The organism is Pseudomonas sp. 1 R 17 (genome assembly GCF_900067035.1).
In the GTDB taxonomy this organism is placed as follows: Bacteria; Pseudomonadota; Gammaproteobacteria; order Pseudomonadales; family Pseudomonadaceae; genus Aquipseudomonas; species Aquipseudomonas marginalis.
Genome location: NZ_FKLB01000030.1, coordinates 1 through 21,682, shown reverse-complemented (window position 1 = coordinate 21,682; position 21,682 = coordinate 1). Strand labels below are relative to the sequence as shown.

The window sequence follows — 21,682 nt, the reverse complement described above, 5'->3', positions numbered from 1 at the left end:
TTGGAATTAGGGGATTGTAGAAAAACAAAAGGCACGACCTGTAAACAGGATCGTGCCCGATGTTAACTGCCCGACACACGAGGTGCCAGTCAGTTAGGTGCGACTTAAGCTGCTACCACGACAACGCGTACGGTGGCTTCAACTTCGGCGTGCAGGTGCACGGCTACGTCGAATTCGCCTACGTTGCGGATGGTGCCGTTCGGCAGACGAACTTCGCTCTTCTGCACTTCAACGCCGGAGGCGGTCAGTGCATCAGCGATGTCGTGGGTGCCGATCGAACCGAACAGCTTGCCTTCGTCACCGGCGGTGGCAGTGATAGTCACTTCCAGCTCAGCCAGTTGGGCAGCGCGAGTTTCAGCCGAAGCTTTCTTGTCTGCCGCTGCTTTTTCCAGCTCAGCGCGACGCTCTTCAAACGCAGCCAGGTTGGCAGCGGTTGCAGCGGTGGCTTTGCCGTATGGCAGCAGGTAGTTACGACCGTAGCCGGCCTTAACGTTCACTTTGTCGCCCAGGTTGCCCAGGTTGGCGACTTTTTCCAGAAGGATCAGTTGCATGTGAAAATCCTCTAACTTTTAACCTTCACCGTTCGCGTTATCGGCGTCTTTCGGCGCAGAACGTCCGCGAAAATCAATCAGGCTGTCGACAATGGCCAAGACCACGAGTAACGGACCGATCAAGTGCATGAGCGGCAGGACGGTGACGTAGATCCCCACCAGCCAGAAACTGGCCAGTCTTTTCTGCGCGACAAGCCCGTGAATCAGGGACAAGCCAGCGAAGAACAGCGGCACACCGCACAACGGCAACAGGATCAAGGTGTGCCACCCGATAAACGGGGCAACGCACATGACGGCCAGCAGTGACAGCGCAACGCGCTTGGGGATCCGGATTGCGCGAAACTCGCTTCCGAAACCGCCGGGGTTATACAACAACGCCTGCCAATAGCGCCCAAGAATCAGGCACAACACACTAAAGACCTGCACCGAAACCGCTGTCGAAATGATCAACATCGGAACTGCCAGTGAAGCGAGTGCTGCTTTCTGGTCTGCCGAGAACTTCTCGTAAGACTCACCCATCACCAGCGGCAAGACGTGTTGAAACGTCTGCGCCAACGACTCGATGAAGGAACCGAAGACGGTCCCCAGGCTCACCGCACACAACAACCCCACGGCCGTGCTGACCAGCAGCACGCGATTCCAGGAATGCCCGGCGCGCAAAACCAACGCCAGGCTGCAACTCCCCAACAGCACCAGAAGCGCTGTCGGGTCTTGCAGGAAATGCCAGCTCACCAACACTGACAACAACCCCAGACCCAGGACGCTCAAGGCGTCCGAACCGCGCCGCAGGAGCACAAGGCAACCCGCGGCGGCACCCAACCAGAACAACAACGGCAACACTGCACATCCAGCCACTACCAGAGTGGCCTGCACACGACCGCGCATGATGAACTCAGCTAAGGCGCGCATGCATTCAATCCCTTACTACTTGTCGACTGCCCGGTCTCAGCGGCCGTGGCTGTCGGTGTAGGCCAGCAGGGCCAGGAAGCGGGCGCGCTTGATAGCGGTAGCCAGCTGACGCTGATAACGTGCTTTGGTACCGGTGATACGGCTTGGAACGATTTTGCCGGTCTCGGATACGTAGGCTTTCAGAGTGTTGAGATCTTTGTAGTCGATCTCCTTCACTTCTTCAGCGGTGAAGCGGCAAAACTTACGACGACGGAAGAAACGTGCCATTTGATAGGCTCCTTAATAAGGTCCGTGGATTACTCGTCAGCGTTATCGCTGCTGTCGCTGTCATCACTATCAGCGCTATCAGCGCCTTCGTGCTCAGGACGGTCGCGACGCTCACGGCGCTCACTGCGGTTTTCTTCAGCCTTGAGCATCTCGGATTGGCCGGTAACGGCTTCTTCGCGACGGATGACCAGGTTACGGATCACTGCATCGTTGTAGCGGAAGTTGTCTTCCAGCTCGGCCAGGGCCTTGCCGGTGCACTCAACGTTCAGCATCACGTAGTGAGCCTTGTGAACATTGTTGATTGCGTAGGCCAGTTGACGACGACCCCAATCTTCCAGACGGTGGATTTTGCCGCCGTCTTCTTCGATCAGCTTGGTGTAACGCTCAACCATGCCGCCGACTTGCTCGCTTTGATCCGGGTGGACCAAAAAGATGATTTCGTAATGACGCATGAATGCTCCTTACGGGTTGTAGCCTGCCGCTCAAAAACGGTCAGACAAGGAGTGAATGACACTTATGGATCTTGCCGCAGGGAGGCACATCGGTGCCTGCCAGGAAGGCAAGGGGCGCAATAGTAGAGGAGCAGGGGGGAAGCTGCAAGCTACAAGCTACAAGTGGTCAACCACCGTGCTTTTAACTTGCAGCTTGAAGCTTACGACTTGCGCGAAGCGACTGCCTTTTTAGCCCCACGCTGACGCTGGGCCTCAAACAGGCACACGCCGGTCGCAACCGACACGTTCAGGCTGCTGACACTACCGGCCATCGGCAGGTGCACCAGGTAATCGCAATGTTCACGGGTCAGGCGACGCATGCCCTTGCCTTCGGCCCCCATGATCAGGATGGTCGGGCCGGTGAGGTCCTGGTCATAAATGCTGACCTCGGCCTCTCCCGCCGTGCCCACGACCCACAGGCCGCGCTGCTGGAGTTTCTCCAGGGTGCGCGCCAGGTTGGTCACGGCCACCAGCGGAATCACTTCCGCCGCGCCACAGGCGACTTTACGCACAACCGGCGTCAAGGTAGCCGACTTGTCCTTAGGCACAATCACCGCCAGCGCACCCGCAGCATCGGCCGAGCGCAGGCACGCGCCGAGGTTGTGCGGGTCGGTCACGCCGTCCAGCACCAGCAGCAGCGGTGCACCTTCGGTACGGTCGAGCAGCTCATCGAGCATCGCTTCGCCCCAGACCTGGCTCGGACTGACGTCCGCCACCACACCCTGGTGGACGCCTTCGACCCACACGTCCATTTCACGCCGTTCGGCCTGGCCTATGGCGACTTTGTTTTGGGTGGCCAACTCGACCAACGCCTGTACGCGCGGCTCGCTGCGACCTTCGGCCAGCCAGACTTGCTTGACGCGCTTAGGGTGGTGACGCAGCAGTGCTTCTACGGCGTGGACGCCGTAGATTTTTTCCAGACTCATGACTTGGCCTTAGGTTTGCGCGACCCGCCGCTTTTCGCGGGGGCCGAACCCGCTTTTGGCGGGCCTTTACGGTGTTTACTTGGCTTGCTCGACGGCTTTTCCGCCCCCTGGGACTTTCCCCCAGACGCCGCTTTACCACCGCTTTTGGCTTCGTTGAGCAACTGCTGCTTCAACTCACGGCTCTTGCGCAGTTCGGCGTTTTTCGCCGCCGCGTCGCTTGGGCGGTAGGCCTCGGGTGCTTTGTCCTTGGCTGCTGGACGGCGCCCGGCCTTGGCCGGAGCAGGCTCTGCAACTGCCGCTTTGGCGGGAGCGCCTTTGCCTTTGCTTGCAGGCGCGGTCGTCTCGCTGCCACGCTTTTTACGGCCCGGCGCTTCGGCGGGCTTGTCAGGCATGCCAAAGTCGATCTTGCGCTCGTCGAGATCGACGCGCATGACCTGCACTTCCACGGTATCGCCCAAACGGAAACTGCGACCGGTACGCTCACCCGCCAGACGGTGGTGCACAGGGTCGAAGTGGTAGTAGTCACCCGGCAAGGCGGTGACGTGCACCAGGCCTTCGACGTAGATGTCGGTCAGCTCGACGAACAGGCCAAAGCCGGTCACGGCGGTGATCACACCTGGGAACGACTCGCCCACGCGGTCCTTCATGAACTCACACTTGAGCCAGTTCACCACATCGCGGGTGGCTTCGTCGGCGCGGCGCTCGCTCATGGAGCACTGCTCGCCCAACTGTTCCAGGGCCGCTTCGTCGTACGGATAGATCCGCGCCTTCGGAATGGTCATGGCACCGGCGCGCTTGACGTGCGGGGTGTTCTGCTTGGAATGGATCACGCTGCGGATTGCGCGGTGCGTGAGCAAGTCCGGATAACGGCGAATCGGCGAGGTGAAGTGGGTATACGCCTCGTAATTCAGGCCGAAGTGGCCCTGGTTATCGGCGCTGTACACCGCCTGGCTCAGGGAGCGCAGCATCACGGTCTGGATCACGTGGTAATCCGGACGGTCCTTGATGCTGGCCAGCAGTGCCTGGTAGTCCTTCGGCGTCGGGCCGTCCTTGCCTTTGTGCAGGGACAGGCCCAGCTCGCCGAGGAACGCGCGCAGTTTTTCCAGGCGCTCCGGTGGCGGGCCATCGTGCACACGGTAGAGCGCAGGGATTTCGTGCTTTTTCAGGAATTCAGCGGTGGCCACGTTGGCCGCCAGCATGCATTCCTCGATCAGCTTGTGCGCATCGTTACGGGTGGTCGGGGTGATCGCGGCGATCTTGCGCTCGGAACCGAAGACAATCCGGGTTTCCTGGGTTTCAAAATCGATCGCGCCACGCACATGACGGGCACCCAGCAACACTTTGTACAACGCGTACAGCTGCTTGAGGTGCGGCACCACATGCCCGTACTCACCACGCAACGCCTTGGCTTCGCTGGTTTTCGGCTGTTCCAGGATGGTGCTGACCTTGTTGTAGGTCAGGCGCGCCTGGGAGTGGATCACCGCTTCATAGAACTGGTAATCGGTCATTTCGCCGGTTTTCGAGATAGTCATCTCGCAAACCATGGCCAAACGGTCGACTTTCGGGTTCAGGGAGCACAGGCCGTTGGACAGCTGCTCAGGCAGCATCGGGATCACGCGCTCAGGGAAATACACGGAGTTGCCGCGTACCTGGGCCTCGTTATCCAGGGCCGAACCGATCTTCACATAGCTGGAAACGTCGGCAATCGCGACGAACAACTTCCAGCCGCCGGAGAACAGGCGCAGCTTGCCGGGCTTGGCTTCGCAGTAGACCGCATCGTCGAAGTCGCGGGCATCTTCACCGTCAATGGTGACGAACGGCAGATGGCGCAGGTCGATGCGTTTTTCCTTGTCCTTTTCTTCGACTTCCGGCTTGAGCTTGGCGGCTTCCTTGAGCACAGCCTCAGGCCAGACGTGAGGAATATCGTAGGTACGCAGCGCCACGTCGATTTCCATGCCCGGCGCCATGTAGTTGCCGACCACTTCTACAATATCGCCCTGGGGCTGGAAGCGCGCAGTCGGCCAGTGGGTGATTTTCACCTCGACGAACTGGCCGACCTTGGCAGCGCCATTGCGGCCCGGGGTGATCAGCACTTCCTGCTGGACCTTCGGGTTATCCGGCACAACAAAGCCGATACCGCCTTCTTCGAAGTAGCGGCCGACGATGGACTCGTGGGCACGGGACACCACTTCGACGATCACGCCTTCACGGCGACCACGACGGTCCAGTCCGGAAACCCGCGCCAGGGCACGGTCGCCATCGAACACCAGGCGCATTTGCGCCGGGCTCATGAACAGGTCATCACTGCCGTCATCCGGGATCAGGAAGCCGAAACCGTCACGGTGGCCGGCAATGCGGCCGAGGATCAGGTCGAGCTTATCCACGGGTGCATAGGTGCCACGGCGGGTGTAGATCAGTTGAGCATCGCGCTCCATGGCACGCAGGCGGCGGCGCAGGGCTTCGAGCTGGTCTTCGGTGGTCAGACCGAACTCTTCGACCAACTGCTCACGGCTAGCAGGCGAACCCCGATCGGCGAGGTGCGCCAGGATCAGTTCGCGGCTAGGAATAGGGTTTTCATATTTTTCCGCTTCACGAGCGGCCTCGGGATCGAGGGACTGCCAATCGGCCATTAGAGATTTTTCACCTTGTCTATATGCGGGTTAGTTTGGCATACGCGTATTGAAACGGGAAATTTCAGGCATCAACAAGCGTTTAAAAGCCTTTTACAGCCCTCGCCGCGCACCTTGCACGACCATTGGCGAAATTTTCCAGGTTTTTTTCATAGCAGGGGTTTACAGCTAAAAAACCGCTCCGTATAGTGCGCGCCATCGACGACGGCAACGTTGTTGATGTTGCCCAGGTGGTGAAATTGGTAGACACGCCAGCTTCAGGTGCTGGTGATCGCAAGGTCGTGGAAGTTCGAGTCTTCTCCTGGGCACCAAATTCAGATCAAACCCGCGAAAGCGGGTTTTTTCGTTTCAGGCTTCTGATTTTTAACGAGAAAATCGATTTATATTTTTCGAATCAGGGGTTTACAGATTAAAAAGCCCGCCGTATAGTTCGCCCCATCAACAGCGGCAACGTTGCTTGATAATGCCCAGGTGGTGAAATTGGTAGACACGCCAGCTTCAGGTGCTGGTGATCGCAAGGTCGTGGAAGTTCGAGTCTTCTCCTGGGCACCAAATTCAGATCAAACCCGCGAAAGCGGGTTTTTTCGTTTCCGGGGTTTGAAAACCTCCACCAGCAATTTCCCCCCTTCGGCGCACTTGAGAAGTTTTATCGTTTATCCTTGCAATGATTTGTTGCACTCAAGTGAGGAAAACCCCGGATGATGATCCGCGATACCCGTCTCAAGACATCCCTTCTGCGTGGCCTGACCATCACTCTGCTCGGCCTGACCCTACTCTCCCCCGCCGCCTATTCCGCCGACAAGGTCTCCCTGACCCTGTACAACGGCCAACACAAAGAAGTCGGCGATGAACTCGCCAAGGCCTTCGAAGCCAGGACCGGTATTCACGTCAACGTACGCAAGGGCAGCAGCAACCAACTGGCCAGCCAAGTCGTGGAGGAAGGCGACCGCTCCCCTGCCGACGTGATCTACACCGAGGAATCGCCGCCACTGAACAAACTTGGCGAGCAAGGCCTGCTGGCCAAGATCGATGCAGGCACGCTCGACGTCCTGCCCAAGGATTACGTGGGCCGTAACGGCGACTGGATGGGCGTGACCGCACGCACCCGCGTCGTAGCCTTCAACCCCAAACTGATTGCCGAGAAAGACCTGCCCAAGTCGGTATTGGATTTCGCCGGCCCCGAGTGGCAAGGCAAGGTCGGTTTCGTACCTACCAGCGGCGCCTTCCAGGAACAGGCCGTGGCGATCATCAAGCTGCACGGCCGTGAAGCCGCCGAAGAATGGCTGACCGGCCTGCGTGCCTTCGGCAAGGTGTACAGCAACAACATGGTCGCCTTGAAGGCCGTGGAAAACGGCGAAGTAGCCACCGTTCTGGTGAACAACTACTACTGGTTTGCCCTGAAGAAAGAAAAAACCAACCTCGACTCCCAACTGCACTACTTCACCGATGGTGATGCCGGCGGCCTGATCACCGTGTCTTCGGCGGCCGCGCTGAAGTCCAGCAAGCATCCCAAAGAAGCCCAGCAACTGCTGGCGTTCATGGCCAGCGAAGAAGGCCAGCGCGTGATTACCACTACCTCGGCCGAGTACCCGCTGCGCAAAGGCATGGAATCCAACCGCGGCCTCAAGCCTTTCAGCGAACTGCAGCCGCCGAAAGTCACGCCTGCCGACCTCGGCAACGCAGAAGAAGCCCTGGACCTGGAACGTGAGGTTGGCTTGAACTGATGAACCCATCGCTACCCACCCCCGCCCTGCGCGGGGGGTTCAGCCCACGCCGCAAGCGCCCTTCGATCTGGCTACTGCTCCCCGTCCTGCTACTGGTTGGCCTGAGCCTGCTGCCACTGGTGTACGTCGGGCTAAAGGCCTGGCAGGCGGGCTGGGCGCAGGCGGTACATCTGCTCTGGCGGCCCTATGTGTTCGGGCTGCTGCGCAACACCCTGGCGCTGATGGTCGGCGTGACGCTGGCGTGCGGCGTGATCGGCCTGTCCCTGGCCTGGCTGCTGGAACGCAGCAATCTGCCGGGACGCCGCCTCTGGGGCGTAGTCCTGTGCCTGCCGTTCGCGGTGCCGGCGTTTGTCAGCAGCTTCACCTGGGTATCCCTGAGCGCCCACTTCGAAGGGCTCGGCGGCGCGATTCTGGTGATGACCCTGTCCAAATACCCGCTGGTGTTTTTGCCAGTGGCCGCAACCTTGCGCAACCTGGACCCTTCCCTTGAAGAATCGGCCCGCACCCTGGGGCAGAATCGCTGGGGCGTATTCCTGCGCATCACCCTGCCCTTGCTGTGGCCGTCGCTGCTGGCTGGGGCACTGCTGATTGCCCTGCATATGCTGGTCGAGTTCGGCGCGCTGTCGATCATCGGCCTGCAAACCTTCACCACCGCGATCTACCAGCAATTCGAACTGGAGTTCAGCAATGCCAATGCCGCGATGCTTTCGGCGGTATTGCTGGTGATGTGCCTGACCCTGCTGTGGCTGGAACTGCGCGTGCGCGGCAAGGGCCGGCACGTGCGCATCGGCCAGGGCGCGGCGCGGCATGGGGAGCAGGTGCGACTGGGCAAGTGGGCGCCACTGGGCCAGGTGTATTGCCTTACGCTGGCGATCATCGGCAGCGGCATCCCCTTGGGCATGCTCGGCTATTGGCTGGCGGTAGGTTCATCGGCGGCATTTCCAATGGCCGAGATTGGTGAGGCATTGCTGTCCTCCCTGATGCTGTCGCTGGGTGGCGCGGCGCTGTGCCTGGCGCTGGCGGTACCGCTGGGGCTGCTGGTGGTGCGCTACAAGGGCCGACTGGCAATCTGGGCCGAGCGCCTGCCGTACCTGCTGCACGCCCTGCCCGGCCTGGTGATTGCGTTGACACTGGTGTATTTCGCCCTGCATTACGTGCCGGCGCTGTACCAGACGTCGGCGTTGCTGCTGATCGCCTATGGGTTGTTGTTTCTTCCATTGGCCCAGGCGCCGATCCGTACGGCCTTGAACAAGGCGGCGCCGCAGCTGGAAGAGGCTGCGCGCACGCTGGGGGCATCGTCGTTCAGTGCGTTTTGCCGAGTGACGCTGCCGATTATTTTTCCGGCATTGGGTGCGGCATTTGCGCTGGTGTTCCTGGACGCCATGAAGGAATTGACGGCGACGCTGCTGCTCAGCCCCACCGGGCTGAATACCTTGGCGACTGCCGTGTGGGCGCACACCTCGAATGTGGAGTTTGCGGCGGCGGCGCCTTATGCAGCGTTGTTGATAGTGGTGTCGGGGTTGCCGGTCTATCTGCTGACAACTCGGATGTACTTGAGCCGCTGAGATCGCTATCGGGGGCAAGCCCCCGATGAGGCCAGAACGGACGACGCTAAGCCCGGAACTGCCCCAGACTCGCCTTCAACTGCGCCGCCAACCCATCCAGCACCTTGCCACTGGCGGTAGTCTCCACCACCGCCTGCGCCGCACGCTCGGCCTGGGCATGGATCACCTCGACACGGCCTCGTACCGCATGGGCGCCCTGGGCCTGGTGCTCGGCGGCGCGGGTAGCCAGGCCAATCGCTGCATGCACCTGCTCCACCGAGGCCTGCACCGTCTGCTGCAAGCGCACGCTGTCGCGCAGCACCAGCAAACCTTCGTTGGCCTGGCGCCCGGCCTTGCCGATGGTTTCCACCGCCTCCCGCGCGCCCTGCTGCAACGCGACGATATGGGCCTGGATATCGCCGGTAGAGCTTTGGGTCTTGCTGGCCAACGCACGCACTTCGTCCGCCACCACCGCAAAGCCCCGCCCGGTCTCGCCCGCACGCGCGGCTTCAATGGCCGCGTTGAGCGCCAACAGGTTGGTCTGCTCGGCGATACCATGGATGACCGTCAGCACCACTTCGATCTGCTCGCTTTGCTGGGCCAGGCGCTCGATAACCTGGGACCCGGCCTGGACCTGCCCCGCCAACGCCTCGATCAAACTGCCAACTTCGGCCGACGTGCGCGAGTTCTCGTCCGTCGCCTGACGAATATCCACCACCTGCTGCAACGCCGCCTGCATGGCGTGGCTTTCGGCCTGGGCCTCGTCGGCCATTTGCGACAGTGCGCGCAAACTCTCCGCCACCTCATCACGCTGCAAGCCAGCGGCCGCATCGGCGCCGGCATTGCGCAAGGTCATGGCGCCGATTTCCACGCCGGTACGCTGGGCCACATCGCCCGCCTCGCGCACGATGGGTTGCAACTTATCCACAAAGCGATTGACCGCCGAGGCCATGTCGCCGATTTCGTCCTTGCTGTTGATCTGCACGCGCTTGGTGAGGTCGCCCTCGCCTGCTGCCAGGTCATCCATGGCCGCGATAAGCAGTTTCAGGCGATTGACCACACGGCGGCCGAGAACCACGGCGATCAGCAGCAATACGCCGAAACCGACCACCGCCAGCCCCATGCCGATGCGCCAACGCAAGGTGCCGGCAGCCTCCTGCACGGCGTCGGTGGTGTTGACGGTCATCTGGGTCGCAGTGGCTTGTGCCGACTGCAGGCGAGCGCCCATGGCCGCCGCGCTATCCGCCGCGGCACCTTTGAGGCTGTCGCCGACCAACTGATCACCGCTGGCTATCAGTGCGGCAAAACGCTTGTCCAGCGCTTGCAGATCGGCCTCGACCGACGCGGTCGACACCCCCATGAGCACCTTGCCAATCTCCACGCCGTTAGGGCTGATGGACGCCTCGACGTAGAACACCGAAGGATCGTTCTTCGCGGCGTTCAGGACTTTGTCCAGGGCGCGATCGCCCTGGCCTTTTTCCAGCAACGCTTTGTTGATCGGATTTTCGCGATTCAGATAACGAGTCAGGTGCTCACCCGCCGCGTCGTCATAAACCACGAACAGCACGTTGGGATTGCGCTGGGCGCGTCGGGCAAACTCGGACAGCGTTGGCACATCGCTGTCCCACATGGCGCGGGGCGCCACCGAGGCCAGCAGTTGCGCCATATCGTTGGCGGAGTCTTGCAGGTCTTTTTCCAGGGTCGCACGCAACTGTTTCTGCTCTGCCTGCAGGCGCTCGGAAAGCCCGGCGGTCAGGCGCTGACGGGTACTGGTGGACAAGCTGTCCAGGCTCGACGTGACTTCCTTGCCGGCCTGGGCCAGTTCACCGGACAGCTTCTGGCTGTCGACGCCCAGGCGACTGCCCAAATCGGCCTCCAGCGCCGTGACCGTGCTCCGGGTGAGAGCGACCGCCACCAGCACTTGCACCAAAAGAGCGATACCTAGGGTAACGAACACCGGCCGCAACAGACGGCTTTGTAACAATGAGAGAACGGCAGACATCGGGAATCCCTCCACCACGGGTGCCACTAATTTGATAGCACCGCGAAAGAGAGAAACACAGCAAGGGTCGTGCCGCTTGGCATGCAGATACGACAAAGGGCTCCCGAAGGAGCCCTTTGCTTTTTACATCAATAGCTTATTAAGCGAACGGGTGACGCAGAACGATGGTCTCGTTGCGATCCGGGCCCGTCGAAATAATGTCAATCGGCGCACCGATCAGCTCTTCAACGCGCTTGATGTAGGCACGGGCATTGGCTGGCAACTCTTCCAGGGTCTTGGCACCCACGGTCGATTCGCTCCAGCCCGGCACTTCTTCGTACACAGGCTGCAGGCCCACGTAGCTGTCGGCGTCAACCGGGGCAACGTCCTTGCCTTCGGCATCTTTGTAGCCGACGCAGATGTTGATGGTTTCCAGACCGTCGAGTACATCCAGCTTGGTGAAGCAGATGCCCGAGATGCTGTTCACATCGATCGCGCGACGCAGGATAACGGCGTCGAACCAGCCACAGCGACGAGCACGGCCGGTGGTCGCGCCGAATTCGTGACCTTGCTTGGCCAGGTGCGCACCGACTTCGTCGAACAGTTCAGTCGGGAACGGGCCCGAACCTACACGGGTGGTGTAGGCCTTGGTGATGCCGAGGATGTAGTCCAGGAACATAGGACCAACGCCCGAACCGGTAGCGACGCCGCCAGCAGTGGTGTTGGAGCTGGTCACGTACGGGTAGGTACCGTGGTCGATGTCCAGCAACGAACCCTGGGCGCCTTCGAACATGATGTCCTTGCCGGCGCGACGCAGGTCGTGCAGCTCGGCGGTCACATCCAGCATCAGCGGCTTGAGCAGCTCAGCGTATTCCTTGCACTCGGCCAGGGTCTTGTCGAATTCGATGGCTGGCTCTTTGTAGTAACCCACCAGCATGAAGTTGTGGTAATCCACCAGTTCACGCAGCTTGTCTTCAAAGCGCGGCATGTTGAGCAGGTCGCCCACACGCAGGCCACGACGCGCGACCTTGTCTTCGTAGGCCGGGCCGATGCCGCGACCGGTGGTGCCGATCTTCAGCTCGCCACGGGCCTTTTCACGGGCCTGGTCCAGCGCAACGTGGAAGGACAGGATCAGCGGGCAGGACGGGCTGATACGCAGGCGCTCGCGCACCGGTACACCTTTCTCTTCCAGCTTGGTGATCTCGCGCAGCAGGGCATCCGGTGCAACCACGACGCCGTTACCGATCAGGCACTGCACGCCTTCGCGCAGGACGCCCGACGGGATCAGGTGCAAGACGGTTTTTTCGCCGTCGATGACCAGGGTGTGGCCAGCGTTGTGACCGCCTTGGTAGCGCACTACGGCGGCAGCATGTTCGGTCAGCAGATCAACGATCTTGCCTTTGCCCTCATCACCCCATTGGGTGCCCAGGACTACGACATTCTTACCCATAACACTTGTCCTCATTCGCGCAAACTTGGTGCCGGCGATGGCCGGCAGGAAAACTCAAGAAGCCAGTGGCGATACTTGCCAAAGCCCGTTCTGCAGAATCAATTGCCGGTCGCAGTCCGCTTCACGGGCGGCGGCCAATGGCTGCCCAGGCAATGCCTGGACAACACGCTGACCCTCACTGCGCAACTGGCAAACCTGCTGCCAGAGTGCTGCGTCCGTACTGTCGGGCATCCAGATGCCACCAGACGGCAGCTCGACCTCAGCACGCCCCAGGGTCACCAGGGTTTTCAAATCGGTGGAAAAGCCGGTGGCCGGACGCGCACGACCGAAGTCGGCGCCGATGTCGTCGTAACGTCCACCTTGGGCGATGGCCTGGCCAACGCCCGGTACAAACACCGCGAACACCACACCGGTGTGGTAGTGGTAACCGCGCAACTCGCCCAGATCAAAATACAGCGGCAACTGCGGGAACCGCGCCGACAACCGCTCAGCAATCGCCAGCACGTCATCCAGTGCAGCCAATACCGGCGCCGGCGCCTTGGCCAGGCGTTCACGTGCAGCCACCAGCACTTCACGGCCACCACACAGGTTGACCAGTGCACGCAGCATCTCGGCCAGATCCGCAGGCACGCCAGCGGTCAAGGCGATGACTTCATCGATCGCCTTGCGCTGCAGGGCATCGAACAGCTGTTGCTCGGCCTCACCGGACAAACCGGCCGCACGGGCCAGGCCACGGTAGATACCCACGTGACCGAGGTCCATGTGGACATCTGGTACATCAGCCAGTTGCAGCATGGCCAGCATCAGGCTGATCACTTCAACGTCGCTGCTCGGGCTGGCATCACCGTACAACTCCGCGCCCAACTGGATCGGGCTGCGGGAAGACGACAAGGCACGCGGTTGAGCATGCAGCACGCTGCCGGCGTAGCACAGGCGGCTCGGGCCTTCGCGGCGCAGGGTGTGCGCATCGATGCGCGCCACTTGCGGCGTGATGTCGGCACGGAACCCCATTTGCCGGCCCGATTGCGGGTCGATGACCTTGAAGGTGCGCAGATCCAGGTCCTGGCCCGCGCCGGTCAGCAGGGATTCCAGGTACTCGATATGGGGGGTCACGACAAACTCGTAACCCCAGCTCTGGAACAGATCCAACACCTGGCGACGCGCTACTTCAATGCGCGCAGCCTCTGGTGGCAGTACTTCTTCGATGCCATCTGGCAGCAGCCAGCGGTCTACCGTTGCCATTACGCCATTCCCCTATGATCCGGGCGGCCAGCCCTCGGCCGAGCCTTGAGTGAAGCAGAAAATACCCGCCCCCTGCATAAACCACGCGCAAGAGCGACGTGACGAACGACCTGTTAACGGCCTCGTCGGGCACTTTCCTCGAAAAACCTGTCACGCCTGCCGAATCAAACATGCAGACGCAAAAAAGCCGGGAATTTCCCGGCTGCCGCATCATACACCCGTTTTCTGAAAGGATCACCCCGCCAGGCGTTTTAGCCGCCCGACGGAGTGCGCCCTACAAAATCACGGGCTGGTTACTTGGACTTTTCCAGGTAGCGGAAGAAGTCGCTGCTTGGGTCCAGCACCATGACGTCGGTTTTGTTCGCGAAGCTTTCACGGTAGGCACGCAGGCTACGGTAGAACGCGTAGAACTCCTGGTCCTGGCCGTAAGCCTTGGCGTAGATCGCCGCGGCTTGAGCATCACCATCACCACGGGCCTCTTCAGACTCGCGATAGGCTTCTGCCAGCAGTACACGGCGCTGACGGTCGGCATCCGCACGGATACCTTCAGCCAGCTCGTTACCCTTGGCACGGTGCTCACGAGCCTCACGCTCACGCTCGGTGCTCATGCGCTCGAACACGCTGCGGTTCACTTCCTTCGGCAAATCGATGGCCTTGACCCGAACATCGACAACTTCGATGCCCAGTTCTTTTTCCGCCATCGTATTCAACGAACGGGTGATATCCGCCATCAGCGCATCACGTTCACCGGACACCACCTCGTGCAGGGTGCGCTTACCAAACTGGTCACGCAGGCCCGACTCCAGACGGCGCGACAAACGCTCGTCGGCAATCTGCTTGAGGCCGGAGGTCGCAGTGTAGAAGCGCTCGGCATCCTTGACGCGCCACTTGGCGTAGGCGTCAACCATCACGGCTTTCTTTTCCAGGGTCAGGAAGCGCTGTGTCGGTGCATCCAGGGTCATCAGGCGGGCGTCGAACTTGCGCACCTGGTTGACGTAAGGGACTTTCACATGCAGGCCCGGCTGGACATCCGCCTGGACCACGCGACCGAATTGCAGCAGCACCGCTCGCTCGGTCTGAGCCACGATGTAGAAGCAGTTCCAGGCAGCGATGACCACGACGACGCCCACAATCAGGGCGGTCAGCGATTTATTGCTCATCAACGACTCTCCCTGGTACGTGTTTGCTGTTGCAGCAAGTCAGCGGCCGCACGGGCGCTCGCTTCATTGGCAGCGGCATTGGAACCGGTGGACGGTGCACTGGAGCTGCTGCGACCACCTTCGATCATCTTGTCCAGCGGCAGGTACAGCAGGTTGTTCTGCCCACCCTTGCTGCCGGTCACGAGGACCTTGCTGGTATTGCTGAAGACTTCCTGCATGGTGTCCAGGTACAGACGCTCACGCGTCACTTCAGGCGCCTTGCGGTACTCGGCGACCAGCTTGGTAAAGCGATCCGCTTCACCCTTGGCACGGGAGACCACTTCGTCACGGTAACCATTGGCATCCTCAAGGATACGCTGGGCCTGGCCACGGGCTTCCGGCACGACGCCGTTGGCGTAGGTTTCAGCCTGGTTGCGCGAACGCTGTTCGTCTTCACGGGCGCGGATCACGTCGTCGAACGCTTCCTGCACTTCACGCGGTGCCGCTGCGCTCTGTACGTTCACCTGGGTGACGGTGATACCGGTGCGATAGGTATCGAGGAACCGTTGCAGGCGCTCCTTGATTTCGCTGGCCATCAGTTCACGGCCTTCGGTCAGCACCTGGTCCATGGCGGTGGAACCCACCACGTGGCGCAGGGCGCTTTCGGTTGCGTGTTGCAGGCTGATTTCCGGCTGATCGACATTCAGCACGAAGTCCTGCAGGTTGCTGATCTTGTACTGCACGGTCAGCGGCACTTCGACGATATTCTCGTCTTCGGTCAGCATCTGGCCCTGCTTGGTGTAGGCACGCTCACGCGTGACGTTCTCCATGTACTTCTTGTCGATCGGCGGGAAATAGATATTCAGGCCAGGACCGACAGTCTCGTAGTACTTGCCGAAGCGCAGCACCACGGCTTGCTCCTGCTCGTCCACGACGTATACGGCGCTGTACAGCCATACGGCCGCCAGCACGACAAGACCCAGGCCCAGCAGGCCGTAGCCGCCGCCCTTGCTGGTGCGACCACCTTCATCACCACCCCGTTTTTTTCCACCACCGAACAACCCATTCAGGCTTTCCTGCAGCTTTCGGAAGGCCTCGTCGAGATCTGGTGGCCCCTTGCGGTCGCCATTATTGCGGCGCTTACCACCCCAAGGATCCTGATTATTCGAGTTGCCACCCGGCTCATTCCAAGCCATAGCGCTCTCCATCTGATAAAGCAAAGACGCACCCACGGCGCGCCGACCAATGCTACAGAATGCCTGCTACTGCGGCACAACCGCTTTCTGAGGCTTTTATTGCAAAGTGTGTTGTTCGATGAACTCTGTCGGTACTACGCCTTCACGGCTGACCAGCCGATTGAGCTCCGAGCGCGGCAATCGAACGGCCAGCAAGCTGACACCTTCTTCGTCGTGTTCTTCTTTCTGTACCGCGCCCAGCTCGAAAAACTGTGCACGCAGTCGAGCAAAACGCTGAGGCAAGCGCAAGGTGCCGACGAACAAATCGCTGCCGAGCAATTCGGCAATGGCTTGTTCAAGCAGCTCCAAACCACTGCCATCGCGCGCCGACAGCCAGACCCGCTGGGGCTTGCCGTTCTCGTCGCGCTGGATTTGTGGCTCAACGCCTTCAAGCAAATCGAGTTTGTTATAGACCTCGAGGATCGGCAAGTCCTGGGCACCAATCTCACCCAGCACGACCATCACCTGTTCAATCTGCAACATGCGATCCGGTTCGGCCGCATCGATCACGTGCAACAACAGGTCGGAATTGCTCGACTCTTCGAGCGTAGACCGAAATGCCTCGACCAGCTTGTGGGGCAGGTGCCGAATGAAACCCACGGTGTCGGCCAGGACAATCGGCCCCAGGTCGTCAATATCCAGACGGCGCAAGGTCGGGTCGAGGGTAGCGAACAGTTGGTCAGCCGCGTACACGTCCGATTTGGTCACGTTGTTGAACAGCGTGGACTTGCCGGCGTTGGTGTAGCCCACCAGCGATACGGTAGGAATATCGGCACGCGAACGGCCACGTCGCGATTGCTCGCGCTGGCTGCGCACCTTCTCCAGTCGGCCCTTGATCTGACGCAGGCGAACCCGCAGCAGGCGTCGGTCGGTTTCCAGCTGGGTTTCACCCGGGCCCCGCATGCCGATACCGCCACCCTGACGCTCAAGGTGAGTCCAACCGCGAACCAGCCGGGTGCTCATGTGGTCAAGCTGGGCCAGTTCTACCTGGAGCTTGCCCTCATGGGTACGGGCGCGCTGGGCGAAAATATCGAGAATCAGGCCGGTGCGGTCGATCACGCGACACTCGAATACACGTTCGAGGTTACGTTCCTGACTGGGCGTGAGGGTGTGATTGAAGATCACCAGATCGGCTTCTTCGGCATGGACCAGGTCGCGCAATTCCTCGACCTTGCCGCTGCCAATCAGGAATTTGGCGGTTGGCCGATGACGCGGCACGTTAAAAAACGCAACGGTCTCGGCGCCGGCCGAATTTGCCAACTCCTGAAACTCCTGCGGATCTTCGCGCGCCTCAGGGTCCTGTCCATCCAAGTGAACGAGGATGACTCGCTCACCACCACCGTGGCGCTCAAAGAACAAAGGAGACTCCTATCAGGCGTTACCTGGCTCAGCGTCAGCTGCATCATCACCGGCGGCGCTAGGCAGACGGATTGGACGAACTGGAACCACTGTCGAGATAGCGTGCTTGTAGACCATCTGGCTGACGGTGTTTTTCAGCAGGATCACGAACTGGTCGAACGACTCGATCGTGCCTTGCAGCTTGATACCGTTGACCAGATAGATGGAAACCCCCACTTTCTCTTTACGTAAAGTATTCAAGTAAGGGTCTTGTAGCGAATGCCCTTTTGACATGTGCCGCACTCCTTTAAGGATCAATAATAAAAAATCGGAAAATAGATAGCTTATGGCCGTCACACCCCCAAGGATAGACGGCAATTGCAAGGACTCAGCTCAATATGGAGACCGTTCCCAAGTATTTCAAGGCGCGTGACAGATTGTCGCTGTCCAGGCTGTCCAACCAGTGCAAATCGCTCCAGCTGCGCAGCCAGGTGAACTGGCGCTTCGCTAATTGGCGCGTGGCAATGATGCCGCGCTCCTGCATTTCGGCTGACGTCAGCTTGCCGTCCAGATGATCCCAGACTTGGCGGTAGCCTACAGCACGTATCGAAGGTAACCCTGGATGCAGGTCACCTCTTGACCGCAGTGCTACGACCTCGTCCACAAACCCCTGTTCCAACATAATTGTGAATCTTTGTGCAATTCGTTCATGCAGCACCTGGCGATTTGCCGGAGCGATGGCCAGATTCGCCACAGTATAGGGCAATTGTGACTGTCCAGATGCGCCTGCATCAGCACTTTGCGCAGTTTGTTTCAGCCGCAGTTCAGTCATGGTCTGCCCGCTGACCCGCCAGACTTCCAGAGCGCGGCTGAGGCGCTGGGGATCATTGGGGTGAATACGCGCGGCAGATACCGGATCAACCACTGCCAACTGGTCGTGCAGGGCTTGCCAGCCAAGGCGTGCAGCCTCTTCTTCGAGTTCAGCGCGCACCTGGGCATCGGCGGGCGGCATGTCGGCCAGCCCTTCCTGCAAAGCCTTGTAGTAGAGCATCGTGCCGCCCACCAGCAAGGGGATGTTGCCCCGCGCGGTGATTTCCGCCATGGCGGCCAGGGCGTCAGTGCGGAAATCCGCTGCGGAATAGCTCTCGGCCGGGTCGATGATGTCGATCAACCGGTGCGGATGCTGCGCCAGCAGCGCTTTGGAAGGCTTGGCGGTGCCGATGTCCATGTCCCGGTAAACCAGGGCTGAGTCGACACTGATGAGCTCGCACGGCAGCACCTTGGTGAGCTCGATGGCCAGGTCGGTCTTGCCGGCGGCCGTGGGGCCCATCAGGAAGATTGCGGGGGGCAAGGCACTCATCAACGGCCGCGCAAGAACAGTTTGTCCAGATCGTCCAGGCCCATCTGGGTCCAGGTCGGACGGCCATGGTTGCACTGGCCGCTGCGTTCGGTGTTTTCCATGTCGCGCAGCAGGCCGTTCATTTCCGGCAAGGCCAGGCGGCGATTGGCGCGGATGGCGCCGTGGCAGGCCATGGTGCCGAGCAGTTCGTTGATGTGTGCCTGGATACGGTCACTGGTGCCGTACTCCATCAGGTCAGCCAATACATCGGCCACCAGCCGGTTGGCTTCGGCCTGCTTGAGCAGCGCGGGAATCTGGCGAATCGCCAGGGTCTCAGGGCCCAGGCGCTGCAACTCGAAGCCCAGTTTCTGGAACACACCATGATGTTCTTCAGCGCAATCGGCCTCACGCTGGCTGACGGCCAGGGATTCCGGCACCAGCAACGGCTGGCCACTCAGGCCTTCGCTGGCCATGGCGATCTTCAGGCGCTCGTACATGATCCGCTCGTGAGCGGCATGCATGTCCACCAGCACCAGGCCATGGGCATTTTCCGCGAGGATGTAGATGCCCTTGAGCTGCGCCAACGCGTAGCCCAGGGGTGGGATATCACCGCCACCTTCCGGCAAGGCCACGGCGCCCGGCTCGGCACCTGGCAGCGGCGCAAAGAACTCACGATAGGCAGCCTGCGCTTCGGCGACCGGCACGGCCGATTGCGGACGCGGTGTGTATTGGTACTGATAACCCGCTCCCGAGCCAGAGCCCGGCGCCGTATAGCTCGGCTGGGGTTGCGGCGATTGCAGCAGGTTTGCCGCCAGGCTCATTTCGCCCTGAGGGCCAAACTCGCCCGCTTCGGGGCCGCTCGGCCGCACCACCGCCGTCACGATGGGCGCAGACAACTGGTCATCCGGGCGCACATCGCCCAGGGCACGGTGCAAGGTGCCATAGAGGAAGTCATGCACCATGCGCCCGTCACGGAAGCGCACTTCGTGCTTGGTCGGGTGCACATTGACGTCGACCACCGAAGGGTCGACCTCGAAAAACAGCACAAAGGTCGGATGCCGGCCGTTGAACAACACATCGCGATAAGCCTGGCGCACCGCGTGGGCCACCAGTTTGTCGCGTACCGCCCGGCCATTCACAAAGAAATACTGCAAGTCCGCCTGGCTACGGGAAAACGTCGGCAAACCGACCCAACCCCACAGCCGCAGGCCATTGCGTTCGACTTCAATCGGCAGCGCCTGCTCCAGGAACCCCGCACCGCACACTGCCGCGACACGGCGAGCACGCGCGGCGTCGTCGTTGGCTTCGTGCAGGCTGAGGATGGTCTTGCCGTTGTGGCGCAGGTGAAACGCCACATCGAAACGCGCCAGGGCCAGGCGCTTGATGACTTCTTGCAGGTGATCGAATTCGGTTTTTTCGGCCTTGAGGAATTTGCGCCGCGCCGGGGTGTTGAAGAACAAGTCGCGCACTTCCACAGAGGTGCCCACCGGGTGGGCAGCCGGCTGGACCCGAGGCGCCATGTCGCGGCCTTCGGTCTCCACCTGCCAGGCTTGCTCGGCATCACGGGTGCGCGACGTCAGGGTCAGACGGGCCACGGAACTGATGGAAGCCAATGCCTCACCGCGAAAGCCCAGGCTCATCACCCGCTCCAGGTCTTCCAGGTCGCGGATCTTGCTGGTGGCGTGACGGGCCAGGGCCAGCGGCAGGTCATCGGAGGAGATCCCGCTGCCATCGTCGCGGACACGCAGCAGCTTGACGCCGCCCTGCTCCACATCGACATCGATGCGTCGGGCGCCGGAGTCGATGCTGTTCTCCAGCAATTCCTTGATCACCGATGCCGGCCGCTCAACGACCTCGCCCGCCGCAATCTGGTTGGCGAGGCGCGGGCTGAGCAATTCAATGCGCGACCCGCTGTTCAAGACTGATTCGCTCATTACTGTGCCGCCAATTCAGTGCCGGGGATGGTCAATACCTGGCCGATTTTCAACTCATCGCTCTTCAGGTTGTTGGCGCTGCGCAGGGACGCGGCCGAGACCTGGAAACGCACGGCCAGCATGGCCACGGTGTCGCCGGGCTGCACGCGATGGTCGCGCGGGCCCTGGGCGATTTTGCCGGAGTCGCGCAGCCAGGCAATGTAGGTGCCTGGCGGCGGGTTCTGCTGGAAGAACTGGCGCACGCCAGCACTGATGGAGCGCGCCAAGGCCTGCTGGTGGCTGGCACTGGCCAGCTTCGAGGCTTCGTTGGCATTGGAGATAAACCCGGTTTCCACCAGGATCGATGGGATGTCCGGCGACTTCAACACCATGAACCCGGCCTGTTCCACGCGCTGCTTATGCAACGAGGTCACCCGGCCGATGTTGCTCAACACCTTCTGGCCGACGTTCAAGCTGGAGGTCAGCGAGGCCGTCATCGACAGATCAAGCAGTACCCCGGCGAGCATCTTGTCCTTGTCATCGAGGGACACGTTGCCGGCCCCGCCGATCAAGTCGGAACGGTTTTCACTGTCGGCCAGCCAGCGCGCGGTCTCGGACGTGGCGCCGCGATCCGACAGGGCAAACACCGAAGCACCGAAGGCCGCCGTCGAAGGCGCGGCGTCCGCATGGATCGAGACGAACAGGTCGGCGCCCTTCTTACGGGCGATTTCGGTACGGCCGCGCAACGGAATGAAGTAGTCGCCGGTACGGGTCAGTTCGGCGCGGTAGCCTTTCATGCCGTTGACCTGGCGCTGCAGCTCACGGGCGATGGCCAGCACCACGTCTTTCTCATGCTGGCCGCGCGAACCGGAGGCGCCCGGGTCTTCACCGCCGTGGCCGGCATCGATCACCACGATAATGTCGCGCTTGCCGGCCGGCGCTGGCGGCGGCGGTGGCAGCTTGACCTGGGGCTGGGACGGGTTGACCGGTACGGCCGGCACTG

The 21,682-nt window shown here is 61.0% G+C and carries 18 protein-coding genes and 2 tRNA genes; 4 read left to right on the top strand and 16 right to left on the bottom strand.

All coding sequences use genetic code 11. The features are described 5' to 3' along the window. Window positions 1–104: 104 nt before the first annotated feature. From rplI to rnr, 6 genes are all read right to left on the bottom strand, one after another. Window positions 105–551 (bottom strand): 50S ribosomal protein L9, encoded by a 447-nt coding sequence (gene rplI / locus BFP99_RS09335; RefSeq protein WP_003171376.1) that lies wholly within the window; start codon window positions 549–551, stop codon window positions 105–107. 18 nt (window positions 552–569) lie between these two features. After that, on the bottom strand, window positions 570–1,460 hold the full coding sequence (locus tag BFP99_RS09330; RefSeq protein ID WP_065925619.1) for a hypothetical protein: 891 nt from the start codon (window positions 1,458–1,460) through the stop codon (window positions 570–572). 36 nt (window positions 1,461–1,496) lie between these two features. Further along, a complete protein-coding gene (gene rpsR / locus BFP99_RS09325) occupies window positions 1,497–1,727 on the bottom strand; it encodes a 30S ribosomal protein S18 (protein WP_003171373.1) in 231 nt (76 codons plus the stop codon). A 29-nt stretch (window positions 1,728–1,756) separates the two neighbouring features. Further along, complete coding sequence (rpsF, locus tag BFP99_RS09320; RefSeq protein WP_003171371.1) at window positions 1,757–2,179, bottom strand: 30S ribosomal protein S6; 423 nt, start codon at window positions 2,177–2,179, stop codon at window positions 1,757–1,759. Window positions 2,180–2,379: 200 nt separating this feature from the next. Next, window positions 2,380–3,144 (bottom strand): 23S rRNA (guanosine(2251)-2'-O)-methyltransferase RlmB, encoded by a 765-nt coding sequence (rlmB, locus tag BFP99_RS09315; protein ID WP_065947128.1) that lies wholly within the window; start codon window positions 3,142–3,144, stop codon window positions 2,380–2,382. Continuing rightward, window positions 3,141–5,774: a ribonuclease R gene (gene rnr / locus BFP99_RS09310; RefSeq protein WP_065947127.1), complete on the bottom strand. Its 2,634-nt coding sequence runs from the start codon at window positions 5,772–5,774 to the stop codon at window positions 3,141–3,143. The genes rlmB and rnr overlap by 4 nt, the downstream gene beginning before the upstream one ends. Before the next feature lie 224 nt (window positions 5,775–5,998). Here rnr and BFP99_RS09305 point away from each other — a divergent pair. From BFP99_RS09305 to BFP99_RS09290, 4 genes are all read left to right on the top strand, one after another. After that, window positions 5,999–6,085, top strand: a tRNA-Leu gene (locus BFP99_RS09305). A gap of 154 nt (window positions 6,086–6,239) precedes the next feature. Then, window positions 6,240–6,326, top strand: a tRNA-Leu gene (locus BFP99_RS09300). A 146-nt stretch (window positions 6,327–6,472) separates the two neighbouring features. Further along, a complete protein-coding gene (locus BFP99_RS09295) occupies window positions 6,473–7,498 on the top strand; it encodes an iron ABC transporter substrate-binding protein (protein ID WP_065925621.1) in 1,026 nt (341 codons plus the stop codon). Further along, on the top strand, window positions 7,498–9,063 hold the full coding sequence (locus BFP99_RS09290) for an ABC transporter permease (protein WP_065947126.1): 1,566 nt from the start codon (window positions 7,498–7,500) through the stop codon (window positions 9,061–9,063). The genes BFP99_RS09295 and BFP99_RS09290 overlap by 1 nt, the downstream gene beginning before the upstream one ends. 46 nt (window positions 9,064–9,109) lie before the next feature. On the opposite strand, the gene BFP99_RS09285 is transcribed toward BFP99_RS09290, so the two are convergent. The 10 genes from BFP99_RS09285 to BFP99_RS09240 form a co-directional block, all read right to left on the bottom strand. Then, on the bottom strand, window positions 9,110–11,044 hold the full coding sequence (locus tag BFP99_RS09285) for a methyl-accepting chemotaxis protein (protein WP_065925623.1): 1,935 nt from the start codon (window positions 11,042–11,044) through the stop codon (window positions 9,110–9,112). A 139-nt stretch (window positions 11,045–11,183) separates the two neighbouring features. Further along, window positions 11,184–12,473: an adenylosuccinate synthase gene (locus BFP99_RS09280; RefSeq protein WP_027604896.1), complete on the bottom strand. Its 1,290-nt coding sequence runs from the start codon at window positions 12,471–12,473 to the stop codon at window positions 11,184–11,186. A 54-nt stretch (window positions 12,474–12,527) separates the two neighbouring features. Beyond that, window positions 12,528–13,715, bottom strand: coding sequence for an ATP phosphoribosyltransferase regulatory subunit (locus BFP99_RS09275; RefSeq protein WP_065940876.1), 1,188 nt, complete (start codon window positions 13,713–13,715; stop codon window positions 12,528–12,530). Between the two features lie 293 nt (window positions 13,716–14,008). Then, window positions 14,009–14,875 carry a protease modulator HflC gene (gene hflC / locus BFP99_RS09270; protein WP_010213607.1) on the bottom strand — a complete coding sequence of 289 codons (867 nt, stop codon included), beginning with the start codon at window positions 14,873–14,875 and terminating at the stop codon, window positions 14,009–14,011. Next, entirely contained in the window at window positions 14,875–16,050 is a 1,176-nt protein-coding gene (gene hflK, locus BFP99_RS09265; RefSeq protein ID WP_065925625.1) for an FtsH protease activity modulator HflK, read from the bottom strand. Before hflK ends, hflC begins: the two co-directional genes overlap by 1 nt. A 96-nt stretch (window positions 16,051–16,146) precedes the next feature. Beyond that, window positions 16,147–17,448 (bottom strand): ribosome rescue GTPase HflX, encoded by a 1,302-nt coding sequence (gene hflX, locus BFP99_RS09260; RefSeq protein WP_027604899.1) that lies wholly within the window; start codon window positions 17,446–17,448, stop codon window positions 16,147–16,149. Window positions 17,449–17,460: 12 nt separating this feature from the next. Continuing rightward, entirely contained in the window at window positions 17,461–17,721 is a 261-nt protein-coding gene (hfq, locus tag BFP99_RS09255) for an RNA chaperone Hfq (protein WP_003171355.1), read from the bottom strand. Between the two features lie 94 nt (window positions 17,722–17,815). Next, complete coding sequence (miaA, locus tag BFP99_RS09250) at window positions 17,816–18,787, bottom strand: tRNA (adenosine(37)-N6)-dimethylallyltransferase MiaA (RefSeq protein ID WP_065925626.1); 972 nt, start codon at window positions 18,785–18,787, stop codon at window positions 17,816–17,818. Next, a complete protein-coding gene (gene mutL, locus BFP99_RS09245; RefSeq protein WP_065925627.1) occupies window positions 18,787–20,700 on the bottom strand; it encodes a DNA mismatch repair endonuclease MutL in 1,914 nt (637 codons plus the stop codon). The genes miaA and mutL overlap by 1 nt, the downstream gene beginning before the upstream one ends. After that, window positions 20,700–21,682, bottom strand: a 983-nt coding sequence (locus BFP99_RS09240; RefSeq protein ID WP_065947125.1) for an N-acetylmuramoyl-L-alanine amidase, incomplete at its 5' end; no start/stop codon positions are given. The genes mutL and BFP99_RS09240, both read right to left, overlap by 1 nt.

Coding starts and splice junctions, on each gene's coding strand:
- rplI (WP_003171376.1), bottom strand. CDS start 551: ATGCAACTGATCCTTCTGGAAAAAGTCGCCAACCTGGGCAACCTGGGC.
- BFP99_RS09330 (WP_065925619.1), bottom strand. CDS start 1,460: ATGCGCGCCTTAGCTGAGTTCATCATGCGCGGTCGTGTGCAGGCCACT.
- rpsR (WP_003171373.1), bottom strand. CDS start 1,727: ATGGCACGTTTCTTCCGTCGTCGTAAGTTTTGCCGCTTCACCGCTGAA.
- rpsF (WP_003171371.1), bottom strand. CDS start 2,179: ATGCGTCATTACGAAATCATCTTTTTGGTCCACCCGGATCAAAGCGAG.
- rlmB (WP_065947128.1), bottom strand. CDS start 3,144: ATGAGTCTGGAAAAAATCTACGGCGTCCACGCCGTAGAAGCACTGCTG.
- rnr (WP_065947127.1), bottom strand. CDS start 5,774: ATGGCCGATTGGCAGTCCCTCGATCCCGAGGCCGCTCGTGAAGCGGAA.
- BFP99_RS09295 (WP_065925621.1), top strand. CDS start 6,473: ATGATGATCCGCGATACCCGTCTCAAGACATCCCTTCTGCGTGGCCTG.
- BFP99_RS09290 (WP_065947126.1), top strand. CDS start 7,498: ATGAACCCATCGCTACCCACCCCCGCCCTGCGCGGGGGGTTCAGCCCA.
- BFP99_RS09285 (WP_065925623.1), bottom strand. CDS start 11,044: ATGTCTGCCGTTCTCTCATTGTTACAAAGCCGTCTGTTGCGGCCGGTG.
- BFP99_RS09280 (WP_027604896.1), bottom strand. CDS start 12,473: ATGGGTAAGAATGTCGTAGTCCTGGGCACCCAATGGGGTGATGAGGGC.
- BFP99_RS09275 (WP_065940876.1), bottom strand. CDS start 13,715: ATGGCAACGGTAGACCGCTGGCTGCTGCCAGATGGCATCGAAGAAGTA.
- hflC (WP_010213607.1), bottom strand. CDS start 14,875: ATGAGCAATAAATCGCTGACCGCCCTGATTGTGGGCGTCGTCGTGGTC.
- hflK (WP_065925625.1), bottom strand. CDS start 16,050: ATGGCTTGGAATGAGCCGGGTGGCAACTCGAATAATCAGGATCCTTGG.
- hfq (WP_003171355.1), bottom strand. CDS start 17,721: ATGTCAAAAGGGCATTCGCTACAAGACCCTTACTTGAATACTTTACGT.
- miaA (WP_065925626.1), bottom strand. CDS start 18,787: ATGAGTGCCTTGCCCCCCGCAATCTTCCTGATGGGCCCCACGGCCGCC.
- mutL (WP_065925627.1), bottom strand. CDS start 20,700: ATGAGCGAATCAGTCTTGAACAGCGGGTCGCGCATTGAATTGCTCAGC.